At 66.3% G+C, this 16759-nt stretch carries 14 protein-coding genes and 1 tRNA gene; 7 read left to right on the top strand and 8 right to left on the bottom strand.

Annotation, left to right across the window (positions count from 1 at the left end):
* The 3 genes from WN73_RS38775 to WN73_RS38765 form a co-directional block, all read right to left on the bottom strand.
* Complete coding sequence (locus WN73_RS38775) at nt 1–1743, bottom strand: ArnT family glycosyltransferase (protein ID WP_271557490.1); 1743 nt, start codon at nt 1741–1743, stop codon at nt 1–3.
* A gap of 50 nt (nt 1744–1793) precedes the next feature.
* Nucleotides 1794–3854, bottom strand: coding sequence for a penicillin-binding protein 1C (pbpC, locus tag WN73_RS38770; RefSeq protein WP_271557489.1), 2061 nt, complete (start codon nt 3852–3854; stop codon nt 1794–1796).
* Nucleotides 3855–3991: 137 nt separating this feature from the next.
* Complete coding sequence (locus WN73_RS38765; protein WP_271557488.1) at nt 3992–9196, bottom strand: alpha-2-macroglobulin family protein; 5205 nt, start codon at nt 9194–9196, stop codon at nt 3992–3994.
* 416 nt (nt 9197–9612) lie between these two features.
* On the opposite strand from WN73_RS38765, the gene WN73_RS38760 reads away from it, so the two are divergent.
* A tRNA-Arg gene (locus tag WN73_RS38760) sits at nt 9613–9689 on the top strand.
* 223 nt (nt 9690–9912) lie between these two features.
* On the top strand, nt 9913–10179 hold the full coding sequence (locus tag WN73_RS38755) for a hypothetical protein (protein ID WP_271557487.1): 267 nt from the start codon (nt 9913–9915) through the stop codon (nt 10177–10179).
* 60 nt (nt 10180–10239) lie between these two features.
* On the opposite strand, the gene WN73_RS38750 is transcribed toward WN73_RS38755, so the two are convergent.
* On the bottom strand, nt 10240–10392 hold the full coding sequence (locus WN73_RS38750) for a hypothetical protein (protein WP_165448158.1): 153 nt from the start codon (nt 10390–10392) through the stop codon (nt 10240–10242).
* 294 nt (nt 10393–10686) lie between these two features.
* Here WN73_RS38750 and WN73_RS38745 point away from each other — a divergent pair, with 294 nt between their 5' ends.
* Nucleotides 10687–10848, top strand: a complete 162-nt coding sequence (locus tag WN73_RS38745) for a hypothetical protein (protein WP_011087208.1) — start codon at nt 10687–10689, stop codon at nt 10846–10848.
* A 108-nt stretch (nt 10849–10956) separates the two neighbouring features.
* On the opposite strand, the gene WN73_RS38740 is transcribed toward WN73_RS38745, so the two are convergent.
* The 3 genes from WN73_RS38740 to WN73_RS38730 all read right to left on the bottom strand — a co-directional run bounded on the left by WN73_RS38740 (nt 10957) and on the right by WN73_RS38730 (nt 12484).
* On the bottom strand, nt 10957–11751 hold the full coding sequence (locus WN73_RS38740; RefSeq protein WP_271557485.1) for a hypothetical protein: 795 nt from the start codon (nt 11749–11751) through the stop codon (nt 10957–10959).
* 183 nt (nt 11752–11934) lie between these two features.
* On the bottom strand, nt 11935–12177 hold the full coding sequence (locus tag WN73_RS38735) for a hypothetical protein (RefSeq protein WP_028171347.1): 243 nt from the start codon (nt 12175–12177) through the stop codon (nt 11935–11937).
* A gap of 70 nt (nt 12178–12247) precedes the next feature.
* Complete coding sequence (locus WN73_RS38730) at nt 12248–12484, bottom strand: hypothetical protein (RefSeq protein ID WP_028171346.1); 237 nt, start codon at nt 12482–12484, stop codon at nt 12248–12250.
* A gap of 261 nt (nt 12485–12745) precedes the next feature.
* Here WN73_RS38730 and WN73_RS38725 point away from each other — a divergent pair, with 261 nt between their 5' ends.
* On the top strand, nt 12746–13093 hold the full coding sequence (locus WN73_RS38725) for a DUF6481 family protein (RefSeq protein ID WP_028171345.1): 348 nt from the start codon (nt 12746–12748) through the stop codon (nt 13091–13093).
* Nucleotides 13094–13218: 125 nt separating this feature from the next.
* Here WN73_RS38725 and WN73_RS38720 read toward each other — a convergent pair whose 3' ends face one another.
* A complete protein-coding gene (locus WN73_RS38720; RefSeq protein ID WP_028171344.1) occupies nt 13219–13473 on the bottom strand; it encodes a pentapeptide MXKDX repeat protein in 255 nt (84 codons plus the stop codon).
* A 311-nt stretch (nt 13474–13784) separates the two neighbouring features.
* Here WN73_RS38720 and WN73_RS38715 point away from each other — a divergent pair, with 311 nt between their 5' ends.
* From WN73_RS38715 to WN73_RS38705, 3 genes are read left to right on the top strand one after another with little or no spacing between them, the layout of a single operon-like run.
* Nucleotides 13785–14807: a TRAP transporter substrate-binding protein gene (locus WN73_RS38715; protein ID WP_011087202.1), complete on the top strand. Its 1023-nt coding sequence runs from the start codon at nt 13785–13787 to the stop codon at nt 14805–14807.
* The gene (locus WN73_RS38710) at nt 14804–15358 is read left to right on the top strand and encodes a TRAP transporter small permease (RefSeq protein WP_060912279.1); all 555 of its coding nucleotides are present in this window, start codon (nt 14804–14806) and stop codon (nt 15356–15358) included. Before WN73_RS38715 ends, WN73_RS38710 begins: the two co-directional genes overlap by 4 nt.
* Complete coding sequence (locus WN73_RS38705) at nt 15355–16713, top strand: TRAP transporter large permease (protein WP_011087200.1); 1359 nt, start codon at nt 15355–15357, stop codon at nt 16711–16713. Before WN73_RS38710 ends, WN73_RS38705 begins: the two co-directional genes overlap by 4 nt.
* Nucleotides 16714–16759: the final 46 nt, after the last annotated feature.

The raw sequence follows: 16759 nt of genomic DNA, 5'->3' as shown, positions 1-16759 counted from the left end.
CTATTCGGTGCCTTCCGAGCGGAAGATCGAGATCGAGATCGCGCGCCCTTGCGAGAAATTGTAGCCGTCGATGCGGGCGCCGACCTTGTAGCGCAGCCCGATCGCCTCGGCGCGCTGCACGAAGCTGCGCTCCGAGCGCTGCTCGATCAGCGCGAAGCGGCAGCTGCCCTGCCGCAGGAAGTCCGCCGCGCCCGAGCCGTCGGTGAGCAGCGTCTGGGTGCCCGTCAGGAACACGAGGCTCGGCTCGTGATAGCCGGCGGCGGCCGCCTTCGGTCCGACGCAGGTGACGTTGCGCAGAGCACGCGCGACCTCGATGCTCGGAAACACCGGCGTCAGCGACGGCAGCACGATGCCGTAGACCACGACCGCAAGCATCAAGGCTGCGACCAGCGCGTTCAGCACCGAGCGCTCGGCGTGGTTGGTGTCGAACAGCCACCAGGCGAACAGGCCGAAGATCAGCGACGCCGCGATGAACGGCCAGGCCACGAAAGCCGGCTGCCGCGTCAGCATCACGGCGCCGACCACCGCGATGATCGAGGCGGCCGCGGGGATCGCGAACCACCAGGCCGAGCCGCGCATCAGCCAGGAGCGCGACAGCACGCGCCGCTCCAGCGCGCCCACGGTCAGGATCGCGATCGCCGGGTACAGCGGCAGCACGTAATGCGGCAGCTTGGTCAGCACCGCCTCGAACACGATCCAGGACGGGACCAGCCAGGCCAGCAAAAATTGCGCACCGGGCTCACGCCGCGCCCGCCACACCGCAGGCGCCGCCATCGCCGCGAGCGGTGCGCCCGGCCAGAAGGTGATCCAGAACAGCGCGAGGTACAGTCCGGGCGGCGCGCCATGGGATTCCTGCGCGCCGATCTTGCTCAGCATGTCGCCGCCGACGGAGTCCGCGAAGAAGGCATCGCCCGCGCGCCAGAAGATCGCGACGAACCAGGGCAGCACCAGCACCAGCATCCACATCAAGCCCCAGAGCGGGCGCAGCTTCCACAGCCAGGAGGCATCGCGGTCCTGGATCGCCAGTGCGACGATGGTCAGGCCGGCGAACATCAGGATCAGCGGCCCCTTGATCAGGATCCCGACGGCGAGCGCGGTCCAGAAGATCGCGGGCCAGCTCCAGGGCGGATGTGTCTCGTCCTCGGCGCGCTGCCAGGACAGATAGGCCCGCGCCATCGCGCCCATCGCGGCGGTGACGCAGAACAGCAGCATCGCATCGGTCTTGGCGAGCCGCGCCTCGACGCCGAGCAGCACCGAGGCGCACATCAAGAGCGCTGCGAGCACCGCACCGCGCCGCGTGACGAAGCCGAGCGCAGCCCAATAGGTCATGAGCACGGCGCCGATCGCCCCTAGCAGCGACGGCAGCCGGTAGACCCAGATCCGCAACTCGACCTTCGGCAGCTTGAGCGCCGCGGCGGTTTCAACCGCCGCGGATTGCAGCCAGTAGATGCCGACCGGCTTCTTGTAGCGGACGTCCTCCTGGAAGCGGATGTCGACATAGTCGCCGCTCTCGACCATCTGCTTGGTGGCCTGCGCAAAGCGCGCCTCGTCGCGGTCGACAGGCGGGATTGTGAAGAAGCCCGGCAGGAACAGCAGCAGCGCGCACAGCACCAGAAAGGCCACCGCGCGGGCGTGGCTAGCCGTGACGACATCGAGCATCGACACCAGCCGGCTACCCGGATTGACGGGCGATTTCGGCTCGCGGGGGGCTCCAAAACGGGGGCTTGGGTAGGTCTCGGCCATTGGTTCCGCTTACGCTGAAACCGTCATTCCGACAACCGCTTAAGGCCGGGTCATTGAATTCGAATGACAACTGTGTCCGCGGCGCCAGTGGCATCGATCACAGTGAGCCGCGCAAAGCCCGGACCGGGCGGATCAATCAGGCGCTGGCGGCGCCCGTCGATCTCGCCGAGCGCCGTGCCATTAACCATGACGGTCATGGGCAGAACGCCGCCGGCGACCTTAACCGGCATGGCTGCGGCCTCGGAGCCACCCGACCGATCGACGTCGATCCGCGAGCCGTTCAGCGGGAACTGGATGTGCAGCGCCTGCTCGCTGCCGGTCCGCACCAGTTCCCCGACCGGGCGGAACCGTTTCAAGGGCAGCGGCAGCTTGGCGTTGCTGGCGACCAGGGTTCCCTTGGGCGGCTTCGGCATCGGGGCCAGCGTCTTACCGGTCCGGGCGAAGGCGTCGAACAGGATGGGCGCGGCGGCGACACGGCCGATCAGGCCGGGAACCGGCGCTCCATCGGGCCGACCGACCCAGACGCCGATGGTCATGCGGCCATCGAAGCCGACCGACCAAGCGTCGCGATAGCCGTAGGATGTGCCGGTCTTGAAGGCGATCCGGTTGTGGGCGGCGTTTTCCGGCGGTGGCGTACCCAGCAGCACGTTGCCGACCTGCCAGGCCGCGACCTGATCGAGCAGCCGCAGCGGCTCGCGGTCGTCTTTGGCAGCCACGACCTCGCGCAGCGGCTTGGTGGTTCCAAGGCGGGCAAACCCGGCATAGAGCTGCGCAAGGTCCTGAAGCGTCACGCCGACGCCGCCGAGCCCCATGGCAAGCCCTGGCGCTTCGTCCTTGGGCAGGATGAGATTGCCGCCGGCCTGCCGCAGCCGCGACGCCAGCCGGCTCGCGCCGACGCGGTCGAGCAGCACGATCGCCGGCACATTCAGCGACAATTGCAGCGCCTTCTTCACCGGCACGGTGCCCTGGAACGTCATGTCGAAATTTTCCGGCGCGTAAGAGCCGAAGCGGACAGGCCGGTCGTCGATCAGGCTGTCGGGATGGACGAAGCCGTCCTCGAAGGCGAGGCCGTAGATGAAGGGCTTGAGCGTCGAACCTGGCGAGCGGATGGCGCGCGTCATGTCGACCTGCCCTGCCCGGCTCTCGTCGAAATAATCAGCCGAGCCGACGCGCGCGAGCACGTCGCCGCTCTCGTTGTCGACCACGATGATGCCGACCGAGATGTTCGCACCGAGCGCAACCGCGCGGTCGCGGGCCAGCGGCTCCAGCACCTTCTGGAGATTGGCGTCCAGCGTCAGCTTGATGACGGGCGTATCCTTGACCGTCGCAAGCGCGGTGTCGGACGCATGCGGCGCCAGGACCGGCATCGGCTTGCGCAGCTTCGGCACCGGCACGGCCTTGGCCTGCTTTGCGTCATCGAGGCTGACCACGTGCTCCTCGACCATGCGGTCGAGCACGCGGTCGCGGGCCTTGAGCGCCGCATCGGGATAGCGGTCGAGCCGGCGCGTCTCCGGCGATTGCGGCAGCGCCACCAGCAATGCGGCTTCAGCCAGCGAGAGCCGCTTCGGCTCCTTGCCGAGATAGGCGATCGAGGCGGCGCGGATACCTTCGAGATTGCCGCCATACGGCGCGAGCGCGAGATAGAGGTCGAGGATTTCGCTCTTGCTGAGGGTCCGCTCGATCTCGATCGCGCGGACCATCTGCCGCAGCTTCGCATAGAGCGAGCGCTGCCGCCGCGGCTCCATCAGCCGTGCCAGCTGCATGGTGATGGTCGAGCCGCCGGACACGATCTGGCCGCGCGTTCCGAGCTGCAACGCGGCGCGGCCCAGCGCCAGCGGATCGATGCCGTCATGGGCATAGAAGCGCTGGTCCTCATAAGCGAGCAGCAGCTTGAGATAGATCGGATCGACGTTCGTCCTGGCGTCGACCGGAAGCCGCCAGCGGCCGTCCGCCATGGCGTAGGCCCGCAGCAGCTTGCCGTTGCGATCGACGATGGTGGTGGAGACCTGGCGCGCTTCGTCGAGCGGGAGCGGGCCGAGGGAGTAGACCCAGCCGACGAAGGCGGTGATGGCGAGGATGAGTGTGAGGGCGAGGACGGAAAGGATGCGCATGGTGGTGCGCCCTCCTTCTCCGTCATTCCGGGGCGGCTCGAAGAGCCGAACCCGGAATCTCGAGATTCCGGGTCTGGTCCTTCGGACCATCCCGGAATGACGAGACACTTGGTTGGCTTCGCTCACCTGCGCTCCACTCACTTCGCCGCCCGTACCTCGACATTCCCCGTGCCCGTCCGCCCGTAGCGCGAGGGGTTGTACATGTCCTCGACATAAGCCTGCGGCAATACGTATTTACCCGGCGAAACGGCGCGGACAACATAGGCGACGGTGAAGACCGACTTGGAGTCGGAGGCCCGGTCAACAGCCGCCGTGAAGCGGTCGTCGCGGAACTCGGTATCCTCCGGCTCCTCGCCGTCCTCGATCCAGTCCAGCGTACCGCTGTCACCGGACGACACCAGCTTCGGATTGTCGATCTCCAGGCCCGCCGGCAGATAGTCGGACACCATGATGTGGCCGTACTCCGGCTTGGCCTCGGTGATCTTCAGCACCACCGCAAAGCGCTGGTTCTGCTTGACCTTGCTGATGTCGGCGGGCTTGCCGTCGAGCGTGAAGTAATTGCGCTCGATCTTGAAGCCGTTGGAGGCCGCCGGCTCCGGCGTCACCGGCGAGCCCGACACCGAGACCACCGCCTGCACCGGCGCATCGCCGGTGTTGGTGATCTTCAGCGGCTTGCCGCTCAGCGTGTCCGCCTTGTAGCTGCGATAGAGCGCGGTCTTGACCGGCTGGCCGTCGACCTCGATCGACAGGTTCTCCTTGGCGAGCGCCCGCGCCGCCAGCACCAGCCACGCGTTCTCCTGCGTGGAGGTGTAGGGCGTCAGCCCGCGCGCGGTCTCGACTCGCGACACCGCCTGCGTCAGCGTCGCCCTCGGCGCGTTGCCTTCGCTGGCAAGCGAGACAAGCGCCGCCGCATCGCGAAGCTGCGAGCCGTAATCGGTGCGGCCGAACTCCAGCACGGGTTTTGGCGCGAGGCTGTCGAGCGCCGCACCATAAACCCGCTCCGCGCGGTTGCGGTCGCCGACCAGCGCGAGCGCGGCCGCAAGCTGCGACTTCGCGATCGGCGTCGCGAGGTTGCTCAGCTTGGTGTCGGCGAGATAGCGCAGATCGCCGATCGGAGCTGCGCCGTTGCGTGCAAGCACGTAGAGGCCGTAGGCGAGATCGCGGCCGCCGTCCTTCTCCGGCTCATTGCCGTTGACGACGGAGTTGCGGATGCGGTCGAGCGCGTTCTTGAACAGCACGTCCGGCACCGCAAAGCCCTTCTCGCGGGCCCGGGTCAGGAAGTCCGTCACGTAGGCGTCGAGCCAGGCATCGTCGCCGCCGGCCGACCACAGGCCGAACGACCCGTTCGAACCCTGGCGCGCCAGGAGCCGCTCGATCGCGTCGCGGATGCGCTGGTCGACCTCGGTGTCCATGGCGAGGTGGGCGCCGGCCGCAAGCTCGTTGACATAGAGCAGCGGCATGGCGCGGCTCGTGATCTGCTCCGAGCAGCCATAGGGATAGCGGTCGAGCGCTTTCAGGATCGTCGCCGCATCGAGCGCCGTGGACAGGCTCGCCGAGACCGAGACGCTGCCGGTGCCCGGCACGAGGTCGGAGAACATGTCCGAGGTCAGCGTCAGGCTCTCGCCCTTCGCCAGCGTCCGGATCGAACGCCGCGCCAGCACCTGCGTCGCCGCCTTGACGTCGAACGCATAGTGGCGTGCGAGTGCAAGCCCGTTCGGCCCCTTGATGTCGACGTCGAGCGTCGCCTGTCCCGCCGCGGTCGCATCGAGCGCAAGCGAGAACGCGTTGCGCTGCTTGGCGGCGAGCTTGACCGTGGTCGCGGGATTGCCGGTCATCTTCACCGGGCCGCTGGTCTTCACGTTGATGACGTAGTCGCCGGCCTGGCCCTCGACATTGTCGATTTCGAGGTTGACCGTGCCGTGGTCGCCATTGAGCAGAAAGCGCGGCAAGGTCGTGGTCAGCACGACGGGATCGCGGATCACGACGTCGGTGTTGGCGCGGCCGAGCTTGGTCGCGGTCCACGCCACCGCCATCACGCGCGCGGTGCCGGCGAACTCCGGAATGTCGAAGCTCACCTCGGCGGTGCCGTCAGCGCCAACCGTGACGATGCCGGAATAGAGCGCGAGCGGCTTTTGCGCGGGCGGCGAGCCCTGGAGCTCGGCCGCGCCGGCATCGCCGCCGGACTTGATCTGGCCGCGCGTGCCCGACATGCCGTCGATGAGTTGCCCGTAGAGATCGCGGATCTCCGCGGAAAGGCGGCGCTGGCCGAGATAGTAATCGTCGGGCGCCGGCGGCTTGTAATTGGTGAGGTTGAGGATGCCGACATCGACCGCGGCGATGACGATCTTGGCGTCCTCGCCCGGATTGAGCCCGTCGAGCCTGACCGGGATCTTCAGCATCGCGTTCGGCCGGATCAGCGCCGGCGGCGTCAGCTTCACACTCAGCGTGCGGGTCTGCTTGTCGATGCCGAACCATTTCAGGCCGATGGCGCGGCCCGGCATGCGCTGGGCGGCGGCATCGAGCGGACGGCGCAGCGTCGCCACCACATAGGCGCCGGTGCCCCAGTCCTTGCCGACCGGGAGCTTCACCTGGGCGGTGCCTTCCTTGACGTCGATCGTCTGCGTCGTCAGCAGGCGGTCGCCGAGCACGTTGACGGTGAGCTTGCCGGCGCTGCGCACGTTGACGGACACCGTCATGGTGTCGCCGGAGGCATATTGCGGCTTGTCGATCGAGGTCTCCAGCAGGTCCGGCGTATCGGCGCTGCCGTCGGAATACCAGCCGACGTCGAACTGCACCGAGGTCACCGGGCCGTCAGCGTCGTTCGACTTGACGTCGAGCCGGTAGCGGCCGGGCCGCGGGCTGAGCGAGACCCGCGACGGCTTGTCGGAGGCGATGGTGAGGTCGCCGTCCGCGACGCGCGAGGTCGACTTGACCGGCTCATACTCCCAGTAATTGTTCTGGCGATACCACTGGTAGCGCGACTCCATCTTCAGGAGCTCGTAGCGCAGGCCGTCACGCGGCAACGCCTTGCCCTCGGGCGAGACGAACACGACATCGAACTCGGCCTTGTCGCCTTCGGCCACGTTCTTGTCGCCGAACAGCGGCTTGACGCCGATCAGGGCGCTCGCGGGCGCGACCGGCAGCACCAGCTTGCGCTCGACGGCACGGCCGCCGGTCTCAACCATGCGGACGAAGATCTGCGCCTCCTGCGGGCGGGTCGAGGCCGGCTGCTTGTCCAGCGTCACCGGGAAGGTGGCAACGCCGTTGGCGTCGGCCTCGGGCAGGTTCTCAAGCGGCGTGCGCTCGTTCGAGGTGGTCTCCTCGTCGGCGACGCCGAACTGGTAGCCGGCAAAGCCCGGACGTTCCGAAGCGGGCGCGATCAGCATGTCGCCTTCGAGCTGGAGACCCGCGGCGGGTGCGCCGTAGAGGAAATGACCGTCGGCCTTAAGCTCCACTGGAGCGTTAGCTTTGATCAGCTTGTCCTTGGCAGACAAGTCGAATTCGATCCGGTCGGGGACATAGTCCTCGACCATGAAGGTGGTTTCGCCGACCGACGAGCCCTTCGGATCGGTGAAGGCACGCACTCGCCAGGTCCCGGTCGGCACAGCCGAGTTGAGCGGCACGGACAGCGTGCGGCCGCCGGCGCCCTGGTCGGACAGTACGGCGCGGCGGTATTCGACGCCGTCAGGGCGCTCGACCACCAGGGTCATCGGCCCGCCGGTGACGGCATTGCCCTGCCCGTCGCGCAAGAGCGCGGTGAGATAGACGGTCTCGCTGGAGCGGTAGACGCCGCGCTCGGCATAGACGAAGGCATCGGCGCCAACAGGCACCACGCGGCCCGCCACGCCACGGTCACTGAGGTCGAAGGCCGAGGTCTTCAGGCTCAAGAAGGCATAGTCGGCCTTCTCGCCCGTCACCGTCAGCATCGCCGGCGACAGGCCGCCCTCGCCGCGCGCAAGGCCGGCCTCGAACAGCACATGACCGGAATCGTCGGTCTTGCGGGTGGCCAGGATCTCGTTGTTGCGCGCGACCAGTCGCACCTCGGCTTTGCCGACCGGATCGGTCGAGGCCAGCGAGTTGATGAACACGTGGATGCCGTCGTTGCCGGAATAGGCCGACACACCGAGATCGGAGACGATGAACCATTGCGTGGCGAGCTGGTACTCGTCGTCCGAGCCCGGCCCCTTGGCCGCCGCGGTCATGACATAGACGCCCGGCTGGAGCTCGCCCAGTGCCTGGTCAACGGGGAATGCCGTGGTGACGTCCTGGTTCAGCGTCATCGCGGTCGCGAGCTCGCCGGTCCAGACTTTCACGCCGCGCTCGTCGCCGAGATCGCTGAGCTGATACTTGGACAGCGTCTTCTGGAAGTCGCTGTCGACCACCGTGTTGATCAGGTTGCGGTCGCCGATCCGGAAGACGTTGATGTTGACCGCGGGCGTGTTGACGCTGACCACGGGAATGCCGCGCTGGCCGGTCCTGGGCAGCACATAGGCGCGGCTGGTGAAGCGCACGAAGGGCTTGCGGTCGCGCACATAGACGTTGAACTCGGCCGATTTCGGCAGCCCCTCCTTCACCGTGGACGGCAGGCCGGCGCGCAGGTTGATGTTGTAGCGCTCACCGTGCTTCAGGCCGTCGACGCAGAGCTGCTTGCCTTCGGCCGACAGCGCCGGCTTGTCCTGGCCCGCGAGCGCGAGGAACGGCGCAAAGTCGGTGCGCTTGGCGAGCTCCTCCGAGAACTGGAAGCAGGCGCGCGGACTGGCCGAATCCGAATCGACGGTATAGTCGAGCAGGCGGAAGCCGTGCTCGTCGCGCATCTTCTCGTATTGGCCGCGGACGTCGGCGACCTCGCGCATGTCGAGCGACAGCCGCAGCGCGTCCAGCGCCGGCCGCCACAGCTTGCGTTCAGCCAGCGACTTGCCGAGCACGGCGAGCGCGTCGGCCTCCTCGCCCGGATTGCCGGCGCGCTGGTAGGCGATGTAGGCGGCGGTCGAGGCGCGCTCCAGCAGGAACGTCTGCTCGGTCGAGTTCTTCGGCCAGATCTGGAAGATCACCTTGGCAAGCCGCAGCCAGTTGCCGGCATCGTCAGGCGTCGTGGCCGCAATCTGGCCGAGCACCGACAGGCCGGCACGGTAATCATTGCGCCGGAAGGCGGCGTCAGCATCCGTGCGCAGCGTCGCGTTGGTCTTGGCGACCGGTCCCGCCTCGCTCTTGATCTGCGCCTCGAGCTTGATCGCGGAATCGGCGAGATCGTCGCGTTTGAAAGCCTTGTCGGCGGCTTGCGCAGCCGAAAGGCCGAGCGCCAGCGCGGCGCAGATTGTGACGGCGCGAACAAGACCGATCATGGATGGACTCCCGGAAATCGCGGACGAACGCCGCTTGTCGCATGAAATGCGTGGAAAGGTGACGGACTCAAGGCGATGGAACCAGAGGTGCAAAACGTCGCATTCGCCATGACAAGGCAGGCCCAGAGGAGACCGATCAAGATACCGCCGCGCACGCCGTCCTGATGGCGCAGCAATATCTAGCCGGTCGACCGGCGGCCGTGTCCCGGAAGCTGTTCAGCGTTCCCGGCGATGTGATCCATCGTCCGGTCCGCTGCCGCTCAACCCGGCACCCTGACACCCCACCGTTCCGTTTTGTCGCGCCATTGAGGAAAACGGTTCGGTTCAGGCTTGGCGGACGTGCGGATTTTTCATATTTGGCGTGATAGAAGACCGGCAGACGGTAGCCGAGGCCGGCTCAAGAGCGGCCTCACGACGGTCCCATAGCTCAACTGGATAGAGTAGCGGATTTCTACTCCGCGGGTTGCAGGTTCGAGTCCTGCTGGGATCGCCAGTCTTAACACTCTCCGAGCGGATTGGCTTCGTTCGGGCTGAGCCGAGCCGACGAGAGCCAGAAATCACCCCGGCCCGCGATCTCCGTGGCGGCGTGATTTGCAGATCCAGCGCACTTCAACAAAGCGTGCGCGGACCTGTCCAGGCGGCGAGAGAATCCTACCTATCCGGCATGCAGAAAAGGTGTCGAAGGTTTTGTGATGCCGTCATCTGAATGGACAAGAATGGCTGTCGCGTCCGGAATTGCCGTCGGCGCAATGTCGTTTCTGGCGATCGATGCGGGCGTGGACTTGAACTCCAGCGGGATAGCCAAACACCTCGAGGCGGCACAAGCTTCCATTATGAACGTCGCGGCGAGCCAGCATCAGCTGGCCTTCGCCGTTCGTTCGCTGGCGGGCGGGAGCGACCAGAATCGCCGTTCGGCGGATCGACCATGCATCCAGGATTACGAGCACGGGTCGAAACCGGCAGGAATCGATCGCGGCGTGTAACGTCGCTTGCGGTGGATCGCAGGCTCAAGGATTCGGCCGGCAGTCGTCGGCTTGATCCGACTATTCCGTCGGTTCATCGTCGCGCCGGTCGCGTGCCAGCTGATGCCAGGCAATGGCGAGCTCGATGAGTCTCTGCCGGTCCGGGCCTTCTGATGCCGCGGCGCGCTTCATTGCCGCCTCGGCTTCGTGCTGTGGATCGTACTTGTTACACATGGGCGGATTCTAGCCGTCCGATCTGGACAAGTGCATGGCAATTTCGTCCGTATGATTGCGGATAATCAGCGTTGTCGTGAGCGATTTCAACACGCTTAAATTGTGCATCATATGAAACTGCACCCGCGGTTTTAACGCGCCCCACGGCGACCGTGCGACGCCATACCGCACGAACCCGTGAGACTCGGCGTCATTCGGACGGATGTGAATTGCGTCACAGCCTGCGCCCGGCGTCTCGGCTAGAACATCTCAGCGCTCCCAAAGACGGGAGAAGGCACGGGTGGTCTTGCGGTCATGACACGAGAAGCAGCAGCTGAGGCTCACGTCCCCACACCGCGAAAAAGGTCCGACGCGTTCGGCGTCACCTTTCTTGCGACCATCGGCATCGTGATGCTGGCCTGGATCGCGGGCCTGGTCTGGGGCCTCATGGCGTTCATGACCTGGCTGGTGTCGTAGGCGCGCGGCAATCAGTCGTTCCGCCGCGGCGCCAAGCCAAGACGACAAACCCGGACAAAAAAGAAGCGGGCTTTCGCCCGCCTCTTCATTTCAGAGCTGCCTGGACCCTCAGTAACACGCGCGAGGATCGGCCTGCACATACTGGCCGCTCGGATAGCGGTAGTAGCAATTGCCCTCGGCCAGGTAGTAGCCGGGACGCGAGGCAGCCGTAGCACCGGCGATCGCGCCGGTGGCGCCGCCGATCACGGCGCCCGCGGCCGCGCCCGTCGCGTTGCCCGAGAGCAGACCGCCGAGCACGCCGCCGACGATGCCCCCCCCCCCCCCCCCCCCCCCCCCCCCCCCCCCCCCCCCCCCCCCCCCCCCCCCCCCCCCCCCCCCCCCCCCCCCCCCCCCCCCCCCCCCCCCCCCCCCCCCCCCCCCCCCCCCCCCCCCCCCCCCCCCCCCCCCCCCCCCCCCCCCCCCCCCCCCCCCCCCCGGATAATAGTACCAGACGCCGCCGACATCCCACCACCAGCCGGAGCGGCCGTTGTGGACCTCGTGGCGCCAGCGCCCGCCATCCCAGGCGACGTGGCCGCGATAGGCGTGTCCGCCCCAGTCGCGCGCCGGTGCGGGCCCCCTGGCGTAGTTACGTCCGGGCGGCGGGCCGCCCGCATTGTGCGGACCGGCCCCGGGGCCCGCATGGGGCTGGCCGCCGGGCTGCGGCGCAGGCCGGGCCGCCTGCTGCGGCGGCGGGCCCTTGCGCATGTTCTGGTTGTTCTGGGACGGTAAGCCCGGAGCTGGCGCTGCCGGAAATTGGCCGGCGTCCCTCGGTGGCCTGGCTTCCTGCGCCTGCGCCGAGAGCGCGAGCAACGACATGGCCGAAACCAAGGGAATGATGATCTTCTTGCTGCTGGACGCACTCATGCGTGCTTGCCCCCCTACTCTTTCGATTGCCGTGGTCCCAGCGCGATAGACGATTCGCTGCGCGCTGGGCTGATGCCGGCTGACATAACTGACCTGCCTGATCGGCGAAGTCCCGTTACAAATGATTAAGATCACGGCGATTTTTCGGCCCAAAGAGCTGCAGAGGACAGCGTTGGAGGACTTCTAGCGGGCCGGCTCGATCACGTTGCAATTGCTTCGCCCCGACATCAGGCAGTCCTGCATCTTGCTGGCGGCGGTGAGATCGCGGGCCAGCCACCAGCCGACGCCGAGGATCACGATCGCGATGATCAGGCCGGCGACCGCGCCGCGGCGGTTGTCACCGGATTGAGGTCTTGGCGGGGATTTGGGCCCCTCACCCAGTTCAGGCTTGGGTTCGGGATTGGGCTCAGACTCGGGCTTGGTCATGACGGGATGATCACGGAGGCGAGCCGGCTTTAACACCTCTGCGGCGACGCGTCACATCGCAAGTTCCGGTTCAGCCTCGGGTCGCCCGGATCGCATCCTTGCGCGAGGTTTCGACCGCGGGGATCGCCTCACGGACGCGTGGTGCGCAAGTCGTGAGCACGAACGCGGTCTGGCTGCACTCCCAGTCGGCGCCCAGGACGGCACTTTCGATCGGCTGCGGACGGGCGAGCAGGAACGCGGCGCCGGCCAAGGCGGCGACAGCGACGGTGATTGCGAGCGCCTTCAGGCTCAATCGGAAGATCATCATGCCCGTGCTCCGTCTCGTTGGCGCGGACGCTAGGCGCCGCTCCGCGTGCTCCCTTATGAGGGACATCACAATTCGGCAGTTTTTCCGGGCTACGAGGATCGTCGGGAGGCGATTTTCGTCTACCTGGTCGGCTGCGATTTGGGTGGCGTTGCGACGCGCGGCGATGTACACGCATCTGCGTCGCGTGGCGCCTGCTATGCCCAGCCGACGTACCAACACGCAGTGATGTAGGGTCGAAAGCGAGGAAGACAAGGCTCGTCGATGAGTGGATTCAGGGAACCAGGTTTCGCAGACCGGCAAAAGGCGGCGCAGGACGCCCGCAAAAATCTTTTGAACAAATTCAAATCCCAACCGGGACCGGATGATCCGTCGGTTGCGGCGAAGCGTGCCGAGCGTGAGGCGCTCGCGGCCAAGCGCGCCGAGGCAAAGGCTGCGCGCGAGGCGGAAAAGGCCGAGCAGAAGCGCCTTGAGGAAGAAGCCAAGGCCGCGGAAGCTGCGCGACTTGCGCGTGAGGCCGAGGAAGCGGCCGCCCAAGCGGCTGCGCTCGAGGCCGAACAGAAGGCCAAGCGCGACGCCCGTTACGCCGCCCGCAAGGCCAAGCGCAAGTAACGTTCACAAGTCACATTCAGTTGAACTTGCGCTGAGACATCGCTCCGGGGCGGTCCACGGGACCGCTCCGGACTTTCGAGAGCGCGCGTCTGCCTTGCGCAAACGCCTCCCGCGACGATGGAAGATCAGTTCTTCTTCATCATCCCGTCGTCTTTCTTCATCCCGTCCTTCGACATGTGATCCTTCTTCATGCCGTCGTCCTTGGTCATGGCATCCTTCTTCATGCCGTCCTTGGACATGGTGTCCTTCTTCATCATGCCGTCCTCCTTGCCCATCTTGTCGCCCATCTTGTCTTGGGCAAAGGCGGCCGGCGACAGTGCGAGGCCAAGCGAGAGAGCGGCAACCGAGACGCCGAGCGCGATGCGGGTGCGAATGGTCATGATTGGTCTTCCCTTCGAGATGGTGTTTGTCAGCGACGGACGCCGCTATTCAATCTCGACGGATTGCCACGCGGCGTTGTTACGCGGTCGCTGATAAATTTCTGCGCGCCGCCGCCGTCCCTCGTTCCGCCTGGCCTAGGAGGACCAGAAGTGTGCAGCGCAGCACGGCCGACACTTGCCGCGGCATTCGGTCTCGAACTATCAGATGAGAGAACATCGGGCGAAAGACCGGCTAGGATGGGCCCAGGCACCGGTCTCACAAGGCCTGACCCAAATCACACCAAACAAGAACCGTCCAAGGGAATCACACCATGCTCACGCGCCGCCACCTGCTCGCGACCGCCGTCGCGGCACCCGCCATTCTCCGCTTCGGCACTGGCACCGCGCATGCCGCGACCACGCTGAAGATCTCGCACCAATTCCCGGGCGGCACCATCGACAAGGGCGATTTCCGCGACCGGCTCTGCCGCATGTTCGCCGCCGAAGTCGCCAAGCGCAGCAATGGCGACATTGCCGCTGAGATCTATCCGAACTCCTCGCTGATCAAGACCAACGCGCAGTTCTCCGCGATGCGCAAGGGCGCGCTCGATATCTCGCTCTATCCGATGCCTTACGCCGGCGGCGAATTGCCGGAGACCAATATCGGCCTGATGCCGGGCCTCGTCACCACCTACGACCAGGGCATGCGCTGGAAGAAGGAGCCGGTCGGCAAGGCGCTCTCCGACTTCCTCGCCGACAAGGGCATCATCCTGCTCACCTGGGTATGGCAGGCCGGCGGCCTCGCCAGCCGCTCCAAGCCTATCGTCGCGCCTGAAGACGCCAAAGGCATGAAGGTGCGCGGCGGCTCGCGCGAGATGGACATGGTGCTCCAGACCGCCGGCGCCTCGGTGCTGTCGGTGCCTTCGAACGAAATCTACGCGGCGATGCAGACCGGCGCCTGCGACGCCGCTCTCACCTCCTCCACCAGCCTGATCTCGTTCCGGCTCGAAGAGGTCGCGAAGTCGCTGACCTCGGGCGCGGGCGCTTCCTACTGGTTCATGCTCGAGCCCTTGATGATGTCGAAGGCGATCTTCGACAAGCTACCGAAGAACCAGCAGGACGTGCTGCTCGCAGTTGGCGCCGAGCTCGAAGTCTTCGGCCGCAAGGGCGCGCAGGACGACGACGTCGAGGTCGCAAAGGTATACGAGAAGGCCGGCGCCAAGGTCTCGGTGCTCGATGCCGCGACCGTCGGAAAGTGGCGCGACATCGCCCGCGACACCGCGTGGAAGGATTACGGCGCCAAGACCGCGACCGCCGCGAACCTGCTCAAGCTCGCCACCGACGTCGCGGCATGAGCCACGGTCCGCTTCCGGATCGTGACGACCAGGCCAACGCTGCCGCAAGGACCGGCCTTGCGGCGGCGATCGATCGCGGTCTCGCCATCCTCAACAGCATCATCGTCGTGTTCGCGGCGATCGCGCTGGTCGCGGCCTGCGCCATCCTGAGCTACAGCGTGCTGAGCCGCGCCTTGTTCAAGGCCGCCAATTACTGGCAGGACGAGGCCGCCGTGTTCCTGCTGGTCGGCGCGACCTTCATGACGGCCGCCTATGTGCAGCAGAACCGCGGTCATATCGGCATCGAGGCTTTCGTCGGCCTGCTCTCGCCGCTGGCGAACCGGATCAGGCTCTGGCTGGTCGATGCCGCGACATTCATGTTCTGCGCCTTCTTCACATGGAAATCCTGGACGCTGGCCCATGAGGCCTATGTCGACGGCCAGGTCTCGAACTCGATGTGGTCGCCGCCACTCGCCATTCCCTATTCGCTGATGGCGCTCGGCATGAGCCTGCTCTGCGTCCAAATTCTCGTGCAGCTTGCGCTGCCTTTCGCAGGAGCCAGGCGTCCATGAGCGTTTTCGGTATTGGCCTAGCTTACGCGATTGCGACGCTGGTCGTGATGTTCTCGGGCATGCCGATCGCCTTCGCACTTGGCGCGGTCGCGGTCGTGTTCATGGGCATCTACATGCCGTCGGCCTCCCTCGATACGGTGACGCAGAACGTCTACGAGGAAATGGCCTCGATCACGCTGCTGTCGATCCCGCTCTTCATCCTGAAGGGCGCGGCGATCGGCAAGTCGCGTGCCGGCCAGGATCTCTATTTGGCCCTGCATGCCTGGCTGCATCGCGTCCCCGGCGGGCTCGGCGTCGCCAACGTGTTCGCCTGCGCGCTATTCGCGGCGATGGCGGGCTCGAGCCCAGCGACCTGCTCGGCAATCGGCTCGGCCGGCATCCCCGAGATGCGCAAGCGCGGCTATTCCGGCGGCTTTGCCGCGGGCATCATCGCCGCCGGCGGCACGCTCGGCATCCTGCTGCCGCCCTCGATCACCATGATCCTGTTCGCGGTCGCGGCGGAAAAGTCACTCGGGCGTCTCTTCCTCGCCGGCATCGGGCCGGGCCTGCTGCTGGTGTCCCTGTTCGGCACCTATGCCGTGATCCGCTTCCGCCGGGAATATGCAGCCGCTGAGGCCATCTACAGGAAAGGCGGACCGGAAGCCGCAATTCTCGCCCGCGACGAGTACACGCTGGCCGAGCGTTTCAGCGTGCTGCCGCGTGTGATCCCGTTCGTGCTTCTGCTCACCGGCGTCATGATCGCGCTCTATGGCGGCTATGCCACGCCGTCGGAGACCGCCGGCCTCGGCGGCCTCCTCGCGCTGGGGCTGATCGCCGCGATCTACAGCGTGTGGCGGCCGAGCGACCTTGCGCCGATCATGAAGTCGACGATCCGGGAATCGACCATGCTGATGATGATCATCGGCATGTCGCTGCTCTATTCCTACGTGATGAGCTATCTGCACATCTCGCAATCGGTCGCCGAATCCGTTGTCGCGATGCACCTGCCGCGCTGGGGCCTGTTGTTCGCGATCCTCGTCATGGTCGTCGTGCTCGGCTTCTTCCTGCCGCCGGTCTCGATCATCCTGATGACCGCGCCGATCATCCTGCCGCCCTTACGCGCCGCGAACTTCGACATCATCTGGTTCGGCGTGGTCATGACCATCGTGATGGAGATGGGGCTGATCCACCCACCTGTGGGATTGAACATCTTCGTCATCCGCAACGTCGCGCCCGATATTCCCCTCAGCGAGGTGATCTGGGGCACCCTCCCCTTCGTGCTGCTGATGATGCTCGCCGTGCTGCTGCTGTGCTTCGTGCCGGGGATATCGACCGCGCTGCCGGATCTCGTGATGGGGCCGGACGGGAGCAGGTAGCGGCAATCGCAACTTCCGTAGGGTGGGCAAAGCGTAGCGTGCCCAC

The sequence above is a fragment of the Bradyrhizobium sp. CCBAU 45394 genome, from assembly GCF_028128655.1.
Classification (GTDB): Bacteria; Pseudomonadota; Alphaproteobacteria; order Rhizobiales; family Xanthobacteraceae; genus Bradyrhizobium; species Bradyrhizobium diazoefficiens.
Note: the sequence above shows the minus strand (reverse complement) of the source record. Positions and strands in the feature narration are given on the sequence as shown.